The sequence below is a fragment of the Lysinibacillus sp. NPDC094403 genome (genome assembly GCF_050278745.1).
GTDB lineage: Bacteria > Bacillota > Bacilli > Bacillales_A > Planococcaceae > Lysinibacillus.
Map to the genome: position 1 here is coordinate 38,103 of NZ_JBNNTL010000007.1, position 17,079 is coordinate 55,181.

Consider the following 17,079-nt stretch of genomic DNA (forward strand, 5'->3'; position numbering starts at 1 on the left):
GTGATGAAACCTTGAAAATAATAAGTAAGGATTTTTCTTCGCCAATTAGCATTTACATACAGTTAATCTTCTAGCTCACTTCTTTGCACTACCTTTTTATGCAAAATAAAAACAACCTGACTCATTATAAGCCAGATTGCTTTTCTAATCGTATTTCATCACGTATTGGAATCCCATCATTGCCGATTAAAGGAATTTCGGGTTTATATGCTCTTGCTTGCTCGACTGCGTTTTGTATGATTTCGACTAAGTGATAGCCACGTTTTTGATAGAATTTTAACGCATGTAAATTATCATTTGTCGTAATAAGGGTAATCATTGTACAGCTTTGTTCGAATGCATGTTGTTCAACTGCTTGTACAAGCAAAGAACCAATTCCCCTTCCTTCTTCAATACTATCAAGAGAAATTATTTCACATTCTTCAGCACGAATGATATACGTTACGAGACCTAAAATCTTGTTTTGTTCATCTACATAAGCGAAGCCATCTAAATTACTGCAGTCATAAATCCCACTGGAAATGACCATTTACGTACTTCCCCAATGTTCCTTAAAAAACTGCACCGCATCATTTTGGGGCAATTGTTGAATAGGAATCACTGTCATCTAACATCCTCCTAAATAGAAATATTAAACATACTAGTAATAGCTTTTTGGACACCTAGAAATACTGCCCACGAAACAATTCCTAGTCCGATGGCAAAAACGAGATGGATCGATGATTTCATCGCCATATAAATAACAAATAGCATGACCATTGTCGCTGGTAGTCCAACGATTACACCAACCGTAAATCGCTGAATATGCTCACTCGGTTCACTTTGCACTGTAAGCCAGATGATACTTAAAATACTGACAAGTGGTAGTGCTGCGATAATGCCACCATAGGTTGGAAATCTTCTAGCAACCTCTGTTACGATTCCGATTACGGCTGCTGAGCAAAGAATTTTTACAAGTGTGTACATTATTTAGCCACCTCGCTTAATAGACGAAATGCCTGTAAAATCGTTTGTTGTTCTTCTTCTGAAAGCTGGTTTAGTGCATGTTGCAGTTTCTCATCATCTAATTCTGAGTTTTTCTTTAAGATGTGAAGCCCTTCAGCTGTTAGATGAAGATGTACTTTGCGTTGATCGTAAATAGCCCGCTCCTTTGTCACCCAGCCATTACGCTCCAGTTTTTTTATATGCTCTGAAGCTGTATTTTGAGAAATATTCAGTAACCCTGCAATATCACGAACTGTTACTTCATCTTCCTTTTGAATCATCTGTAAAATACGCACGCTTTGATGTGAAATTGTATCTTCATGCGTTGTATGTAGATGGTAAAAAATTGATGTGAAATAGTTATTTATATCTTTAATCATCAAATTTGCTCCTTTAATATATCGTCAGAATCGATTATATCGTAAAGTACGATATATTAAAAGTGAATTTATTAAAGCTTATATTTTCAGATTTTTTAATATACGAACAAATTGGTAACCATCCGAAGGCAATTTAGCCATTTTAGATAGATTATCGATATAAAAACACAGTCATCAACCCAATCAACTAGACCGAAATATTCTAGTTATTTTTGATAAAAGTCTATCTTTCTCGGCTTCTTGCTAATTATTCAAAACAGGGACTTGTACGGCGTTATTTCTCGAAGTATTATTATACTATTCTGAATAAAAAATCGAGGGTTATATATGTTGTATATTCTATATTTTATAGTGGGCGGCACTATCATGGTCTTAGCACTACTGTTAAGCCAATCGAAATATCTGTTTTTATCGGGCATCATTACAGCATTGCCTATCCTAACACTTATCAATATGGGCATGCAGATGAAAAATATGAAGGAAGATACTTTCCATAGCGTTTTACAAAATACAGTGTTTGGGGCTGTCGGTATGTTACTTTTTACGGTTCTTGCATTTTTATTAACAACCTGGTTTAAACCTAGCATTTCCGTCATTAGCTCTCTTGCAATTTATGCAGTTTTTATGTTATCAGGCAAATATATTATGTCGATGTTTACATAAAATGAGGGGCCGTCAGAAGACAGCCCCTTACTAGTTTTATCGGAAAATCTCCGAGATATTTATAAAATTTTCACATAGATACCCTGTTGAAATTTTTCTTTAGCAGCTACATTCATTTTTCTAACATCATCAGATATTTCGCTTGCCCTTATTAATCTATTATGAAGGTAAAGCAAAGGATCGATAAGCCGAGTTTTATTCTTTTGATGAATATCAAATTCTTTCTGATCCACTCTCACTTTTACATCTGGATGAAGCTGTTTTAAAAGACTCTGCACTTGCCTTTCATTTGAAGATTTCATCCGTTCAATTAGTTCATTATCTTCCTTAAGAAAATCAGCAAGTGTAATGATCTTTTTTTCTAATGATAACTTTAACGTTTGTGCCAATTTATCATAGGCATAAATATTTAACGGATTCATAAAGAAATCAAGAACTTCTTGATAATATGTTTTCACAAACCATTCTGCACTTTCAATACTTTGAAGACACATCTGCCCTTGATAAATTATCATGTCATTTAAAAATTTTTCTATGTCTTCTAATGACGCTTGCCCATATACATACATATCCCTTAATGTATAATCTACTCGATCTGCACATAATTCAGGAGCTGGTTGTTCAAGTATATTCCATTTCGCAGTATTTAATAGTAGATATTCATAATTATAGTTATACTTTCTAAGAATAATAGGAATTTCTGAGTTTCTAATCACATCCATAAATATTTCTTCATGATAATCTTCCGCTTTATTTTCAAAGACAAAATCAATAACATGCGAAAAAGCTGTATGTGAAACATCGTGTAATAATCCTGCAATCTGCTCCTCTAAAGAGCCTCCAAGCTGTTTAATTAATAGCATGACACCAACTGAATGCTCATAACGTGTTACATTCCATCGGCTATTTACTAGATAACTTGCACCACCCTGATGAATACCCTTTAATCTCTGCATTTCTTTACTCGAAATAAGTTCCGCTAACACATCCTCTATCTCGAATTCACCATATATATAATCAGAAATAATCATATTAGCATCTTCCTAAACAAAATTCGAAAGTACAAAAACCCCACCGCAATGTGAAATTGGGTGAAATTCTAATTGGCACACTCCTTTTAATAAGTAGCTAATTTCCTCTTGGACAAAGTAAATTTCATCATCATCCCAATAATCAATACTTTCTTGACGACATTTTTCAAGCTGTTCTCTTGTTTCAAACGCAATATCGCCGATTAAAATTTTGCCTTCAGGTGTTAGCTGCTGCAATAAGGCTGTAATGTATTGCACCTTCATTTCATCAGTAAAATGATGTAGTGCATAGGTGCTAATAATGGCGTCATATTTTTGATGAAGGAGCGCTGCTGGTAGCCCTTTTGTCAAATCCCACTCTATTAAGTTTGCATCTGGCATTTTTTCTTTGGCGATTTCGATCATTTTCGAGGAGAAATCGAATCCATTGATAGTATGACCATTATCATATAGCTTTGCTGTTAATACCCCTGTGCCAAATCCAATGTCTAATACAGTTGATTTTGGAATGGACATGACCTCGTTAAAAATCGTATTTAATACTGCTTTATATCCTGCAAATGGATATTGATTGCTTTCTTCACTTAGCTGAACCGTTTTATCATATCCATCAGCCCATAAATTGAATCCTTGTTGATTTAATAGCATTAAAGTCCTCCTATGTTTTCCATCGATTACGAGTCTGAAAGTTTATTTGTATAAAGATAATAACGTTGTTTAATTCGAGAAATAAATAATTAACGCCGTCGTTTATAAAATGATATGTGTATTAAAGAATTCGAGTATTTTCTCATACACGTAAATTTCATTCGCCTTTTTAGAGAACCCATGTCCCTCATCCTCTAGCACAATATATCCAACTTCTCGTCCCTTGTCCTTCAATGCAGCAACGATTTGGTCAGATTCCTTTTGCACAACACGTGGATCGTTCGCCCCTTGAATTACTAACATAGGTTTCGTCATGCCATCTAAATACGTAATTGGTGAATCGGCTGTTAATCTATCCTTGTCCTTCTCTGGATCTCCTATCCATTGCTTCATATATGGCGCCCAAAAATCCGGAACAGACTCAATAAATGAAAACAAATTACTTGGACCAAAAATATCGACAACTGCTTTAAAGTAATCTGCATGGCGACCATGTAATAGCAGTGCCATATAGCCGCCATAGCTGCCACCTAAAAGCAGCATTTTATCACGATCCGCATAGCCCTTCTCAATAAGCCAATCAATCCCAGTAATATTATCAAGACGTGGACCATGACCCCAATCGCCCTCTACCATTTTCATGAAGTCTAGACCGTAGTTCGATGAGCCTCTAAAGTTAGGCGTAAAAATAGAGTATCCCTGGTTAACTAGGAATTGGAACATAGGTCGAAATGATTTACGTTCAATTGATTGTGGACCACCATGTGGCCATAAAATAACATAGCCATTCGAATTTTCTTCCTTCGCCTTGAACAAGAGTGCCTCAATTTCTAAACCATCAAACGATGGATAACGTAGCACTTCGGGTTCCACCAAATCCTCGTCTCGAACACCTGGAACTCTATAGTGAGTTAACTCCAACCAAGAACTACCCATTTCCTTCGAAACAAAAATATTATTTGGCTTCGTTGCCGTTTTTCCAAGCAAATATAAATGTCCGCTTGGCATAATAACCATTTTCACAATAATATCAACAGGTATTTCGATTTTTTCATTTTTTCCATCTGCAACTGAATAACGATAAAGCCGATCCTCTACACCATAGGAACCAACAATATATAGTGCATGCTCTTCTTTCGAATAATTAATACTTGTAAAGGTTTCTTTTTCTAATTGAAGCAACTTTGTAAATTGTTTTGACTGAATATCAAATTTTGCTAAGTAGCTAAAATTATCATCGTAATCTGTTAAAAAATAAATTTCCGTTTCAGAAGTATACACTAAATCGGAAACTGTATGCTGCTTATCCGTTAATGGTGTAAGCAATACTTCCTCACCATCAATCTGTACATATGCTAAGGAATGCGTATTACCAAACTGTTTAATATAAACAAATGATTTTTCATCTGGGCTAACTGTAGCGATATAAGTAGGTGCAATACTACCCTCTATAAGTAACTTTTCCTCTTCACTCTCAATGTCATAAACTAAACTATTTAAATATGTCGAATTTCCAGCTGTAGTCGAGTAATAAAGATGTCTACCATCCTCAGTCAAATGTGAGTAGAAATGACGTTCTCCCTCTTTATAGCGAATTGGTACTAGGCTTCCTCCCTCAGGTGGAATTGCATAAATTTGACTATTCTCATCGCCATCCTTATCAAATCCAGCTAAAAGGAAATCACCTGTTTTCGAATATTTAATAAAATCCGACGTTTGATTATTAAAAGTCATTTGATATGGAAATTTTTTCTCTAAATCCATTCCCCATAGATTAAAATATCCATTAAAATTCGTACTTAATACCATCTGCTTCTCATCAGGACTAATCGCAAAATCACTTACAGTTAAACTTTGCAAAAAATGCTTTGTGTTCATCTTTTCAAATTGAATCATAGACTATCCTCTTTTCTTTATAATTTTTTTGTTAAAGGTTTCCATCCCTTTTCCTGAGATTACGCCTTCGTGACCAACATCCTTGTTGCCCAATCGCTCATCGGACGCCCCCGCCCAGTCGGAACCGATATCAACACGCTATGCTAGCTATCCTAATAAATACTATTATACCATTTAATACAATATAAGTATCTGAATATTTTAACTTTATCCATTTCCTAAAAAATGTTATGATAAAAATAGTCTTCTTTTCAAGGAGGAATCGAAATGGACGCATTCTTTTGTAATGCTTGCTCTAGACCAAACACTTTACAGGTCAAAGAGGTCTAGAAAAGTTAACGTAAATAACATAATTGAATGATCTCTTTAGGCCGTAAACCTTTATTAAAAGCCTACTATTCAGGAGTGAATTCAAATGGAAAAACAAACAATTCAGCCGTTTTTAACGGTCGCAAACTATCATTTACTCGAACAGCAAATGAATAAAATTATACAAACACTTGCAACGACAAAGGATAAAAACGTTATCCTAGCCGTACACGGTATTGTTGAAAGTGAAATTACGGCAAAATTAGCGCTGTCCACTGCGGAAGCTCAGCTTGTTGAACAGCTGTTTAATGTGACAGATCGTGCACAGGGGGAAGCGTATATAGAGCAAGTTAAACCATACGTCATCCCATTTAAAGCAATCACTGCAAGCACACTAAAGAGCCTATTTAAAAAAGAAAAAAAGCTCAAGCTACCGAAGCTTGAAGAAATGGATTTTCAGGAGATTTGTTATTTAGCGTGGGATGATCCTGGAACACATCGAAAATATGTCGTGATGGAACAAGATGAACAGCTAAAAGCTATTAAAGGTACATTCTCCAACAATACAGTTCGCGGAATATGTGCTATATGTAACCGCCATTCAGATGTTGGCCAATTTACTACGTCCGTAAAAGGTCAAGTCGTTGGAACGTTCACGAGTTATAGTAATTACATTTGCGCAGATAGCCAAACATGCAATCGACATGTAACGGATATTGAAAAAACAAAAGCGTTTTTCAATCGCATCACTCAATAAAGTAAAACTTTAATCAGTGGGGTATTCTTCATCCCCACTGTTTTTTATTTTTCACATCAAGCTTTATGTTCAGATAAAATAAGCCTTCCCCGTTTAGGGGAAGGCTTTTTGATAGTCTTTATTAATATCGAAGCTGCTTTTGATCTACTTTTATAATCGACGATGCGATGATAACAAAGCCAAGCATTAAAACAAAGATTAAATCGAGTAAACCTGTATGCATAGATACCGTAAATACTGTAATAGTAAATGCATAGGCGACAGAATGGAAACTACGTATACCCTCCTGCTTCACCTTATTATAAATTAATGAAATTAAAGCACCGTATAATAAGAAGCCAATTGCTACTAATAAATAGCCTCCATCTAAAAATAATTGACCGATAAAGGTTGGTGTAGTTGTGCGATTTCCACGTGTAATAACTCTACCCTTCTCCACACTCACGGAATTGACAACCTCTGTTACCATCATACGAGGTGAAACTTGCTCACCAGGTAATATTGTAGTAAAGATACCTTTATGGATTTCACCGTTTAAATACCCGTTCTCCTGTGTATACTCCATAATTGTACTTAACACAATATGCCCTGTTACACTTTCTTCATTTAATGCACGCACCCATAACGGCGTTTGGTTGACCTTTTGTTCAGCCGTTAACAGCTGATCTCTGGCCTCTTCCGTTAGCTCCACATCTGGCTGATCTCTTCTATTAAATTCTAATGACCTGTCCTCCGTTAACACACGAATAAAACTAAACATCGAGAAAGCTACACCAATAACTAACAGCGTTGTTAAAAACCACGTTAATTTTACTCTTTTTACTACGTAGTGGATAATGATGAGCCCTGTAAATAGCATAATAATTAATGGTGTTCGATAAGCTACTAACACAAATAAAAACATAACTACTGCATAAATAGCGCCGTAGATGAGCCCTTTTTTCCACGTCATCTGCTTTTCCAAAATCATTTTATAGGATAATAACAATAAAGCTCCAAACCATAGTAATTGACTAAAGAAGTTCAGCTTTGGATTTAGATTTCGGCGATTTGATTCATCCGAAATACCAAGGCCGCTTCCAAAAACCATCAATATGTACGAACATAAACCAAGTAACGTAAGAAAAACGATAAAATGAATCACATATTTGCCTAAAAACGACAGACCAAATGAAGGGATTGTCCATTTCATCTTATCTATAACGTAAACACCTATGTAATAACAAATAACTGCTAAAATGACTGCCGGCCAAATGGAGACATGTAAATTGAACAGTTCAAACCTATGCCAATCAAACATACTAGTAAAGAAATATAGCAGTAAAATAAATGGTAAAAAGAAATACGGCGAAAACGTATCGATTTTATTTAATTTTCTAAAAAATCGTTTCATATCCTTTCACACCCTAAGATGCTTTCTCCCCCAAACTTTAAATTAATTTCCAATTATGTAAAACAAAAATAGTATATCATATAAATAGATTATTATATATACACTTACTATTTTTGTTAGTTATTTAAAAAATTTACCTTCTAACCTCTAATTTTTCAATGCTTTTTTTATTATCATAAACAAATCTTTAGTGGATTCTTCCCCCTGTATTTTATAGGTTTTACTATCAAACAATAGTGTTCCGTTTTCATTAATAGAGAATTGGTAGAAAGTGCTGTTTTGAAAAATAACGAACACATATCCTTCCATATAATTGAATTTTGCGTTAGTTCGTTTTACTTCTAACCCTTCCACTGCTTGTTTTAAAGCTGGATAAGCTGGATTACTTTTATCAATGTTAGTCATCGTTACCGTTGATTCATCTAAGATACTAATCTTATTTTCGCTTAAATTATTTGTATGGAGAAAAGTTTTTACAAGGTTTTTTGTTTTGTATTCATTAAAAAAGTACACTGAGACAGATGCTATTAATAAGCAAGCTATAAAACTAACAATTATTTTTTCTTCATTTGAAGTATATCCCCCTTAAAAATAATAAAACGTTTTTCGGGTTTTAAGTAAAAAAATGGATGATTTTTAAAAAATAAAGTAGCCATCTACTATAAGAATAGATGGCTACTTTATTCGGTACTTGCTCAATTATAACTATTAATTGTGAGCATAAATTGGATGACCCCTGAATGCAATTTTGCTAGAACTATATGAGCAATTTAATAGTATACAAATTCTAACCTAAGTCATTTGCTCTTTCCAATCTATATTGCTTTCTCCATTGAAAAAGAGCAATTATACATAGTAGAATACCAATAATAACTGATCCGAAAGGAAACATTAATGGAAAAAAATAAGTTGGGTAAACAGTCAATATATCTGAGTAATAACCCATCATCATGAAATCTGTCCCTGAGTAACCAATTAAACGAACAGCAAGTGGATTTTCTTTTCGTGATTGATACGAAATGGTATCTTCTTTCACCTTACCTTTTTCGTCAATCCAAATAATCTTCCACATACGGTCGTTCATATTAGTATCGTCATCTGTCAGTCTTTGGACGATAGCAATCTTTTCATTAACAGTCAGTATATCGAGCCACGAAAAATAACGACTGCTTTGATTTCGATTCGATAACCAAACTTCATCCGCAGTTGTCACTTCTTTGTTATCTACAAATAGGTGAAGTTTAACAATATCACCGGCTTCTACACCTTCTTCTTCATCCCATAATGTTAAACTCGCCTTTTTACCAGTCGGTTCTTCTTTAATTTCTATATGACGTCCGTTTACTTCGACATCCAGGAGATCAATCGTCGTTGGAAACCCCTGTTCTTCATAAATTTGTTTAATCGAATACTGGCTATCAATCTTCCATTCTATGTATACCTCACGCGCCATATAAAATAATGGTATTGATGAAATAACTAATAAGAAAAGACCCATAAAAAATATATTTCTTTTTAGTTTCACTTCATGTCCTCCTACTGATTTATCTTATCGTCATTATTCATCGAAACATCAATATTATTTTTACATATTATTGGATTTTGTACAATTAACACCTACATTACAAAAATAGAATCAATGTTTGTTAATGTGAATAACCATCACCAATGATTCAAGACTGTTCCCTAACAACTTAGAGTCCTTCTTTATCTCTTCAATCTCAAAGTCTACATCATCAACAATAGATACCTTAAAAGGCGTATGTACTCGGAAACCTGACCTTGCCTTGTAAACCCTGTGAAACTTGAGCTTTAGACAATAAAACGATTGGAATGTTTCGCTTGTACTCGAACCACACTCTCAAGTAATCATCTCTAGAACTGATTCCCTTCTTTCAAAAAATGAAAACGAGTACGGTGCTTTTTTTGCAATCTGTACTCGTTTTATGTTTTTATAATTAATCTAAATTCCAAAAAGGATAACCTTCATATCACCGTAATGGAATACCATGGAAGGATCTGCAACAGAAAGTCCAGGATTTGTTGGACTTGTAAGGCCTGATCCACCAACCACTTCGATTTCAAGTTTTCCCCGTAATGGGCGTTCTCCTACTAAATAATCGCCTGTAGATTTAACATGAAGGATTCCATTTACAAGAGAACTAATATCAAATTCCAAACGAGTACAACTCCTTGCAGGTATAACAGTTGATGGAAGTCCTTCAAGAAAAGGTTTTTCATTCTCATTAGTTATAAATGGAAGTGTTATTCCTTCCCTTGAAAGCTGTAGAGAAGGGCAATATTCAATCACAACATCAGCCTCTAGTGGTTTGTTAGTAGGGTTTTTAATAAGAATCACAAGTCGATTATTAGGCTGTCCAACTGCAGCATCTAATGGAACAAGAAATGGTCCTGTGGTAATCGTATACTTTCTATTTTGACTTGTTGATGTTTGATTTGACAAAGATTCACCTCCTAAAAAAATATTACTTTCTGTATATCTTATTAAAATAAAAAAATAATTGTATAGACGGTTGTAGAAAGAATACCACTTTATTCTTGGTTATAAATGTAGTGGCTGGGAGCTAGTTTCTAAAATTTATATACTATTGAAAAAGATGAAGCACACGCATCTTATTTAATTGATGAAATTTAGGGTACATTTTAAGGAGCATCCCTTTCTCTGTCCTTCCCATCTATATATAACAATCAAAAAAACACTCGTGTTTTAAACGAGTGTTTCGTGACTATTAGGTTAACCATTTCGGCGGCGTATATTTTTCTCCTTAATAAATTTGGTGTGATGCATACTCTATCTAAACTTACATATAACATTGAAATATCAACGCAAAAAATGTAACTATCAAAATCAAGCTTTACAAAACAGGCATAAAACGGGGCTAACTGGGGCTGAAAAATGTTTATGTTTTGGTTAATTTCATCTGTATTAGTTTAAAAATCATCAAACTTTTTTCTTACTTTCTTTTTAAACTTAAAGCCAAACCGATTAGTATGTACCTCATTCCTTGCTAAAAGTTTATATGCATCTAGGATATTGGACATGTAAGTAAAAATATAGATACCTACTGCAATTAACCCAATACAAATCGGATAATAAGGTGTTAAAAAACTATCGGAAATAATTTTTTTCCGTTCAAATCCAATTGGTAAGAACCCCACTGCAAATAATCCGAATCCTGCTATCATAAAAATTGCATATTTTTTCTTTATGCGTTCATATCTACTATTAAGTTCTTGGAGATATTTTTCATCAAACAATAAAGGTTCTTGTTTAAGAACTTTATATTTATCTTCTTCAAAAAATGATGTTGACGCAAGTAAGCCTATTCCTATGGTTGCAAAAATAATCGTTGGTATTAAATAAGTTGATGGATCTTGTTTAAAAATAAAATAAGGGATAAAGGCTAAAGCAACAAAAAATAAACCCATTGAAAAATATTTAGCAGATTTACGAGCAGAGAGTAAAAAACCTTCTGCCATTTCTTTGCTAACATAATATCCTGACTCTTTATCATTACTAGGTTCGACAGAGTCCTTTAATAAATAATCCATTGAAACATCAAAAATATTACCAATCATAAGAAGTTTTTCAGTTTCAGGATACCCTTGACCATTTTCCCATTTGCTAACGGCTTGCCTCGTCGTGTTTAACTTTTCGGCTAAAGCCTCTTGGGAAAGCCCTTTTTCCTTTCTCAATTTTAAAATTTTTTCACCAAATGTCACTTATTTTGAACCCCTTCCATTTCTATTTAAATTATTTATTCATTCTTTATTTTAAAAGGTTATGAAAATGATTTAACTAGCGGGTTACCAATGTATATTTATCCACAATACACCCTTTCAGCATCCCATATTATTCCTATATAATACGATATCATGGGTATCTATTTGTTTCAATTCATTCTGATTCGGATTAGACACCTTAATTGTATAAATATTCAATATTTTTCCTTGCTTTTCTGTAAAATATTTTTCCCATTAGATCATTACGATTTTTACAATATCGCTACTTCCTCTTTTAAAATTTTATTTAGATTTTAATTCTCCTTTTCTATGACTATACACATTCAAATATTACTGCATTAAATCATAGTTCAAATAGCCTCCAAATACTCCACCTAGGATTCCCCAAAAACCTATACTAACGGAATGCCAGAGGATAACTCTTCTTTTATTTGCGCCAGCAGCTAATGAAGTGAAGGCAGCTATATGGGCGGAAGCAACTAAGGGAGAAATAAGTGCAAGTCCTGGAACACCATATTTATTGTACCTATCTCTCGCTTTAGTTGCGCGATTATGAACAAATCCTTCTTTTTTTGAATTACGATTACGAATTTTTGTAAACAAAGCATTAAAAGAGAAAATTACGAACATAACTGAAATCCAGTTTCCAATAATACTAATAATTACTACTACAATAATCGGTATCCCGATTAAAGAACCGACTATTGCCGAACCAGGAGATTCTACGAACGGAATGAAAGATATAATGAAAACACCCAAATACTGTAGAAGTAAATCTAATTCCGATAATTGACCAACAAACTCTTGTACCATTTGACGAAACATGCAGTAACTCTCCTTTCCAAGGTGGTTTCACTTTTTTTTTCTAATTCGAGACATGCCATAAATAATGGTAAAAAAGACTAAGCCTACAAAAACGATTATATTTGTTATTGGTTCATTTACTCTTGGGATTGTTTCCTGAAAAATCTTCAAAAAAATTAATATCACTAGTGTAAAAATAATTCCGATAATAGATACTTGTTTCATTGTTTCTCCTCCTTTATTACTTTCTGATCAATAATTTCACTTTTTTAAATTTCATTAAAATATAAATCTCCTTTCTGAAATACTATCTATATCATAAAAAAACAATGCTCTACCTTCTATAATGCTGCAGTTGCACTTTGTCAACTTACGGTTGCATTCATGTTAAACAGTGCATTTTGTATCGAAATGCCCCACCAATCTTGAACTAATAAAAAAACATAACTCAAAAGAGATTATGATCCATCCCCAAGTTATTAGTATTATTTGGAAGTGGACAAAACACGATACCGGAACAACAAATAGGAGAAAAATAGTGAGATAAAATCAAAGTTGGTAAAAATTGATCGAGGAAAGATAAGGGTTTTGTGTTTTTCTTATAGAAAGAATGTGATACCTATGCTGTTAATCATGACACAAACAATTCAAAAGTATAATTCAACGTTCAGTGCTACCCATCTAAAAATATATAAATGAATGACGGTGTAGCGTAAAAGCAATTGCTGAACGATTAGGCAACAAACCGGAAATGATTCATACGGAGAGAGAAATCGGAGAGAGAAATCGAAGATAAAATTAACGACACATTTGATTGTGCAATCGAAATTGGGGCTAATCGAGTAGGAGACTAGCCATTAATTGACTAGTCGACCTCTCACACCACCGTACGTACGGTTCCGTATACGGCGGTTCAAAGTTTTATGGTTTTAAAATAATTTGGGAGAGACTTTTTAAATTTTGTTTCTCCCAGTATTTATTATTTAGGGCTCTATTTATGATTGGATTATTAGATGAACGCCAATATCCCTTTCGGGTATTTGCCATTCTGTAGGCGTCATTCGGGCGGATACCAAGTTTCTTAAGGTTGCGATACTTGGTTGTGGTTTTCTTCCATTCTTTCCATCGACACGCTCTCAATCTTCGGCGTATATGGGCATCCATCTTTTTAGAGTAAATATCTACTCTCCGACTTTAAAGTAATTGTCCCATCCCTGAATCAGGTAGTTGAGGCATTTAATTCTTTCATCCATTCGGATGCTACGATTGCGATTCGTTAGGTAACGAATTTTATCCTCTAGTTTCTGTTTACTTTTCTTCGGCACGTATATCCTTGTTTGTTGCTTGTTTCGGTAGAAACTCACTCCTAAGAATGTCCGTGCTCTTGGCTTTCCCACTGCGGATTTCTCCTCATTTACCTTAAGCTTTAGTTTCTTTTCGATAAATGTTGTTATCCCTAATTTCACACGCTCTCCTGCTTTTAGACTTTTTACATAGATATTGCAGTCATCCGCGTAACGAACGAATCTGTGACCTCGTTTTTCAAGCTCTTTATCTAGTTCATGGAGAAGGATATTACTAAGTAGTGGACTCAATGGGCTACCTTGTGACGTGCCTTCTTGGCTATGTACTACGACGCCATTTGCCATAGTACCAGCGTTGAGAAACTTACGAATTAACTTTAAAGTTGGCTTATCCTTAATATATCCTGCAACTAGTGACATCAGTTTATCGTGTTGAACACGGTCAAAGAATTTTTCAAGGTCCATATCTACCACGAATTTGTAGCCTTCATCCATATAAGATTGCGCTTGTGTAATTGCTTGATGGGCACTTTTATTTGGACGAAAACCATAGCTATAGTCACTGAAAATTGGGTCGATGATAGGTGTTAAGATTTGAACAACTGCTTGGGCTATTCCGATGGATATGGGATTTCATGAGTTTTTTAGAGCGATGTATTAATCGCTCAATTTCGTTTAAACTCATATTGTTCATTAGTTCGCAGTAGCGTCTGCAAACGCTGCGGCTTTTTTATGATACAATTTACAGAAAATACATAACGAGGTGATAATATGGAAAGCGATAAATTAGTTTGTAAGGCTTGTGGTAGTGATTCATTTACAACTGGACAAGTTGGTGGTAATAGTAGTCATGGTAATATAAGACCAATAGGATCAATAATGGCATTCGGGTCACCATTTCTTATGACTTTTTGTAAAAACTGTGGAGAGGTTGCTTCAATCAAAGTTGATAACCCTAAAAAATTCAAATAATATTTCTGTTTAGGGTCACTTCCATCCTAGTGACCCTTTATAGTTTCTTTGCTCATATTGTTCATTAGTTTGATGTAGCGTCGAGAACTAATGTTAAATATTAACTACCTATAAATTTTGGATGGTATATTAAAAAACAATTAACAGTATATACTTTTTACAGTAAACCCTTTATATGGTACATTTGGATATATAATATCATTTCCAAAAAATATACATAAAAAGGGGACCTAAGAATGTCAAAAATTCCGATTGCTTTAAAGTGGATGATTGCTATCGGTATTATTATTATCGGTATTACTATTATCCTTACTTCATTTTACTTTTTAAGTGACCATCAATATTATAGATGGATAAAATGGACAGGTTACATCTTGTTTTTAGCAGGGATTTTATTAACACCATTTGCTAAAGAATCTAATGAAGAAATGTAAAAAACTAGATAAATTTATTAAATAGGCTGTCTATGGACAGTCTGTTTTTTTCCTGTCCAACGTTCCCCTTACTGAACATTTTCTTTCGCATATTCAATGTCTTCCCGATCACAATGAGATTGAATATCATAACCCCATTACTCGCTATATATCCTGCGTAACCGTGACCAGCGTTTGCACGCCCACCATTACGAATAAAATCAATTGAAGTCACAATTCAAAGCCCATAACGTGCCTCCATGAGAAAAACCTTAGGATATTATTATTGTGTTTTTAATACTGTCCTAGTAAAATTCCAATAATGACCATTATTGATAGGAGTTAATTAAATGAATCCAATTTTTGAAAAAATGAATCTACTACAAACAGTTTCTGATATCTCAGAGTACACAAATTTTATAGTCTCTGAAGTAAATGATCATGTTGTAAGAATAGCTGTTATAGACGGTGAGTATCATTGGCATGAACATGACACAGATGAATTATTTATAGTTCTTGAAGGAGAGTTATTTATTGATTTAGAAAAATAACGAAACTATTTCTTTACTTCCAGGTGAAATATTTAAAGTACCAGCTTTCACCCAACATAGAACACGTTCAACTGGAAGAACAGTAAATCTATGCTTTGAAACAAAAGAAAACGATATTAAAGGAAAATCTTAAGCGCCAGTTAATTGGCGCTTTTTTACAATTTTATAATTATGAATACTTCTCAAAATACTCATATTGTTCAGTTGTAGTTTTGTAAAAAAAGATTATTTGCAAATCAACGCTGGATATTTATGTTAATATTAATTTGAAAGTTGTGAAGAAAAAGAATTAAACTAAACTTATAAAAAAATAGAAAACTAAAGGAGCGTGATTCAAATTATCACTACATTATCTGCAGTGCTTATAATTTTTTTTATAATAGCTTTCATTCTTACTTTTAAACGTTCTTGGTCACTTAATTTTTTGATATGGGGCATGTACTTAGCGATATTTTTTACACCTATATTCACAGTTGCTGGTTCATTCATTTATACAGACATAACAAAAGATGGATTTGCAGGAATAGGATTTCTGACTTTATTCGTGCCACTTGAAATAATCGCAGTTCTTATATTTATTGTTGGCTGTATCGGCTGTATAGTAAGTAAGAAAAAGAAACAAAATGAAAGTCTATCTAATGTTCCATTATAAATTTAATTACTTAAATTTAACGGTCGATTTAGTTGAATAAGGTTCATTTAATTGATCAAACTTTTAAAAAAATCTCATACTTTGTTAGAAATGTTAACTCCATTTTAATCAATCTTTTTTTAAATGGAGTCTTTCCATTTATTTATCATCATTACTGAACAATTTCTTTCGATTGTTTAAATCTCTGAATCTGATCATTGATTTAATATGCGATCGAGAAAAGATAACTCACTTTACACCTCACTACTTACGGCACACATTCGTGACGATTCAGTTATCAAATTAAATACCTGTATCTACAGTTGCAGCTTTAGTTGGTGGTACTCCTGAAACAATTTATAAAGTTTATGGCACACTCAATTGAAAAAGATGAAGTACACGCATCTAACCATATGGATGAAATTATCAATTTGAGTTCATTTGAAGAATCTGAAGAAATATAAAAATGATGAAATTGGGGTACAATTTGGGGTACATACTTTTTTCTCCTCTCCCCTATTATATTAGCTTCTTTATACAACAACTAAGATACGAACCACAGACGTTGATTTATCAAT

The 17,079-nt window shown here is 33.7% G+C and carries 18 protein-coding genes and 2 pseudogenes; 6 read left to right on the forward strand and 14 right to left on the reverse strand.

The features are described from left to right. Positions 1-124: 124 nt before the first annotated feature. From ACQKMV_RS12660 to ACQKMV_RS12670, 3 genes and pseudogenes are all read right to left on the reverse strand, one after another. Positions 125-607, reverse strand: a pseudogene (locus ACQKMV_RS12660) (GNAT family N-acetyltransferase). Between the two features lie 11 nt (positions 608-618). Next, positions 619-966, reverse strand: coding sequence for a DUF3147 family protein (locus ACQKMV_RS12665; protein ID WP_427504322.1), 348 nt, complete (start codon positions 964-966; stop codon positions 619-621). Then, complete coding sequence (locus tag ACQKMV_RS12670; protein ID WP_427504324.1) at positions 966-1,364, reverse strand: MarR family winged helix-turn-helix transcriptional regulator; 399 nt, start codon at positions 1,362-1,364, stop codon at positions 966-968. Before ACQKMV_RS12670 ends, ACQKMV_RS12665 begins: the two co-directional genes overlap by 1 nt. Positions 1,365-1,691: 327 nt before the next feature. On the opposite strand from ACQKMV_RS12670, the gene ACQKMV_RS12675 reads away from it, so the two are divergent. Continuing rightward, a complete protein-coding gene (locus tag ACQKMV_RS12675; protein ID WP_427424199.1) occupies positions 1,692-2,027 on the forward strand; it encodes a hypothetical protein in 336 nt (111 codons plus the stop codon). A 59-nt stretch (positions 2,028-2,086) separates the two neighbouring features. Here the strand turns inward: ACQKMV_RS12675 and ACQKMV_RS12680 are convergent, their stop codons facing one another. From ACQKMV_RS12680 to ACQKMV_RS12690, 3 genes are all read right to left on the reverse strand, one after another. Beyond that, complete coding sequence (locus ACQKMV_RS12680; RefSeq protein WP_427504325.1) at positions 2,087-3,058, reverse strand: HD domain-containing protein; 972 nt, start codon at positions 3,056-3,058, stop codon at positions 2,087-2,089. Positions 3,059-3,070: 12 nt separating this feature from the next. Further along, the gene (locus tag ACQKMV_RS12685; protein ID WP_427504326.1) at positions 3,071-3,706 is read right to left on the reverse strand and encodes a class I SAM-dependent methyltransferase; all 636 of its coding nucleotides are present in this window, start codon (positions 3,704-3,706) and stop codon (positions 3,071-3,073) included. Between the two features lie 102 nt (positions 3,707-3,808). Further along, positions 3,809-5,602 (reverse strand): S9 family peptidase, encoded by a 1,794-nt coding sequence (locus ACQKMV_RS12690; protein WP_427504327.1) that lies wholly within the window; start codon positions 5,600-5,602, stop codon positions 3,809-3,811. A 415-nt stretch (positions 5,603-6,017) separates the two neighbouring features. On the opposite strand from ACQKMV_RS12690, the gene ACQKMV_RS12695 reads away from it, so the two are divergent. Then, positions 6,018-6,668 (forward strand): FusB/FusC family EF-G-binding protein, encoded by a 651-nt coding sequence (locus ACQKMV_RS12695; protein ID WP_427504329.1) that lies wholly within the window; start codon positions 6,018-6,020, stop codon positions 6,666-6,668. Between the two features lie 121 nt (positions 6,669-6,789). On the opposite strand, the gene ACQKMV_RS12700 is transcribed toward ACQKMV_RS12695, so the two are convergent. The 8 genes from ACQKMV_RS12700 to ACQKMV_RS12735 form a co-directional block, all read right to left on the reverse strand. Continuing rightward, positions 6,790-8,061: an oligosaccharide repeat unit polymerase gene (locus ACQKMV_RS12700; RefSeq protein ID WP_427504331.1), complete on the reverse strand. Its 1,272-nt coding sequence runs from the start codon at positions 8,059-8,061 to the stop codon at positions 6,790-6,792. Positions 8,062-8,208: 147 nt separating this feature from the next. After that, positions 8,209-8,466 (reverse strand): hypothetical protein, encoded by a 258-nt coding sequence (locus tag ACQKMV_RS12705; protein WP_427504333.1) that lies wholly within the window; start codon positions 8,464-8,466, stop codon positions 8,209-8,211. Between the two features lie 382 nt (positions 8,467-8,848). Further along, a complete protein-coding gene (locus ACQKMV_RS12710; RefSeq protein WP_427504334.1) occupies positions 8,849-9,586 on the reverse strand; it encodes a hypothetical protein in 738 nt (245 codons plus the stop codon). A gap of 438 nt (positions 9,587-10,024) precedes the next feature. Continuing rightward, positions 10,025-10,525: a hypothetical protein gene (locus tag ACQKMV_RS12715; RefSeq protein ID WP_427504335.1), complete on the reverse strand. Its 501-nt coding sequence runs from the start codon at positions 10,523-10,525 to the stop codon at positions 10,025-10,027. Between the two features lie 488 nt (positions 10,526-11,013). Beyond that, complete coding sequence (locus ACQKMV_RS12720; protein ID WP_427504337.1) at positions 11,014-11,805, reverse strand: helix-turn-helix domain-containing protein; 792 nt, start codon at positions 11,803-11,805, stop codon at positions 11,014-11,016. 351 nt (positions 11,806-12,156) lie between these two features. Further along, entirely contained in the window at positions 12,157-12,651 is a 495-nt protein-coding gene (locus ACQKMV_RS12725) for a small multi-drug export protein (RefSeq protein ID WP_427504339.1), read from the reverse strand. A gap of 27 nt (positions 12,652-12,678) precedes the next feature. After that, positions 12,679-12,855 carry a hypothetical protein gene (locus ACQKMV_RS12730; protein ID WP_427504340.1) on the reverse strand — a complete coding sequence of 59 codons (177 nt, stop codon included), beginning with the start codon at positions 12,853-12,855 and terminating at the stop codon, positions 12,679-12,681. Between the two features lie 956 nt (positions 12,856-13,811). Then, positions 13,812-14,561, reverse strand: coding sequence for a reverse transcriptase domain-containing protein (locus ACQKMV_RS12735; RefSeq protein ID WP_427504562.1), 750 nt, complete (start codon positions 14,559-14,561; stop codon positions 13,812-13,814). A 144-nt stretch (positions 14,562-14,705) separates the two neighbouring features. Here ACQKMV_RS12735 and ACQKMV_RS12740 point away from each other — a divergent pair, with 144 nt between their 5' ends. The 4 genes and pseudogenes from ACQKMV_RS12740 (at position 14,706) to ACQKMV_RS12755 (ending at position 16,522) form a co-directional block, all read left to right on the forward strand. After that, the gene (locus ACQKMV_RS12740; RefSeq protein WP_387081661.1) at positions 14,706-14,906 is read left to right on the forward strand and encodes a hypothetical protein; all 201 of its coding nucleotides are present in this window, start codon (positions 14,706-14,708) and stop codon (positions 14,904-14,906) included. 236 nt (positions 14,907-15,142) lie between these two features. Continuing rightward, positions 15,143-15,340 carry a hypothetical protein gene (locus ACQKMV_RS12745; protein WP_427504342.1) on the forward strand — a complete coding sequence of 66 codons (198 nt, stop codon included), beginning with the start codon at positions 15,143-15,145 and terminating at the stop codon, positions 15,338-15,340. 329 nt (positions 15,341-15,669) lie between these two features. Then, positions 15,670-16,003: pseudogene (locus tag ACQKMV_RS12750) on the forward strand (cupin domain-containing protein). Between the two features lie 303 nt (positions 16,004-16,306). After that, positions 16,307-16,522 (forward strand): hypothetical protein, encoded by a 216-nt coding sequence (locus ACQKMV_RS12755; protein WP_427504344.1) that lies wholly within the window; start codon positions 16,307-16,309, stop codon positions 16,520-16,522. Positions 16,523-17,079 lie beyond the last annotated feature (557 nt).

Bases quoted from the DNA above. Each gene is read 5' to 3' on its own strand.
- ACQKMV_RS12665 (WP_427504322.1), bottom strand. From the start codon at position 966: ATGTACACACTTGTAAAAATTCTTTGCTCAGCAGCCGTAATCGGAATC.
- ACQKMV_RS12670 (WP_427504324.1), bottom strand. From the start codon at position 1,364: ATGATTAAAGATATAAATAACTATTTCACATCAATTTTTTACCATCTA.
- ACQKMV_RS12675 (WP_427424199.1), top strand. From the start codon at position 1,692: ATGTTGTATATTCTATATTTTATAGTGGGCGGCACTATCATGGTCTTA.
- ACQKMV_RS12680 (WP_427504325.1), bottom strand. From the start codon at position 3,058: ATGATTATTTCTGATTATATATATGGTGAATTCGAGATAGAGGATGTG.
- ACQKMV_RS12685 (WP_427504326.1), bottom strand. From the start codon at position 3,706: ATGCTATTAAATCAACAAGGATTCAATTTATGGGCTGATGGATATGAT.
- ACQKMV_RS12690 (WP_427504327.1), bottom strand. From the start codon at position 5,602: ATGATTCAATTTGAAAAGATGAACACAAAGCATTTTTTGCAAAGTTTA.
- ACQKMV_RS12695 (WP_427504329.1), top strand. From the start codon at position 6,018: ATGGAAAAACAAACAATTCAGCCGTTTTTAACGGTCGCAAACTATCAT.
- ACQKMV_RS12700 (WP_427504331.1), bottom strand. From the start codon at position 8,061: ATGAAACGATTTTTTAGAAAATTAAATAAAATCGATACGTTTTCGCCG.
- ACQKMV_RS12705 (WP_427504333.1), bottom strand. From the start codon at position 8,466: ATGACTAACATTGATAAAAGTAATCCAGCTTATCCAGCTTTAAAACAA.
- ACQKMV_RS12725 (WP_427504339.1), bottom strand. From the start codon at position 12,651: ATGTTTCGTCAAATGGTACAAGAGTTTGTTGGTCAATTATCGGAATTA.
- ACQKMV_RS12730 (WP_427504340.1), bottom strand. From the start codon at position 12,855: ATGAAACAAGTATCTATTATCGGAATTATTTTTACACTAGTGATATTA.
- ACQKMV_RS12740 (WP_387081661.1), top strand. From the start codon at position 14,706: ATGGAAAGCGATAAATTAGTTTGTAAGGCTTGTGGTAGTGATTCATTT.
- ACQKMV_RS12745 (WP_427504342.1), top strand. From the start codon at position 15,143: ATGTCAAAAATTCCGATTGCTTTAAAGTGGATGATTGCTATCGGTATT.
- ACQKMV_RS12755 (WP_427504344.1), top strand. From the start codon at position 16,307: ATGTACTTAGCGATATTTTTTACACCTATATTCACAGTTGCTGGTTCA.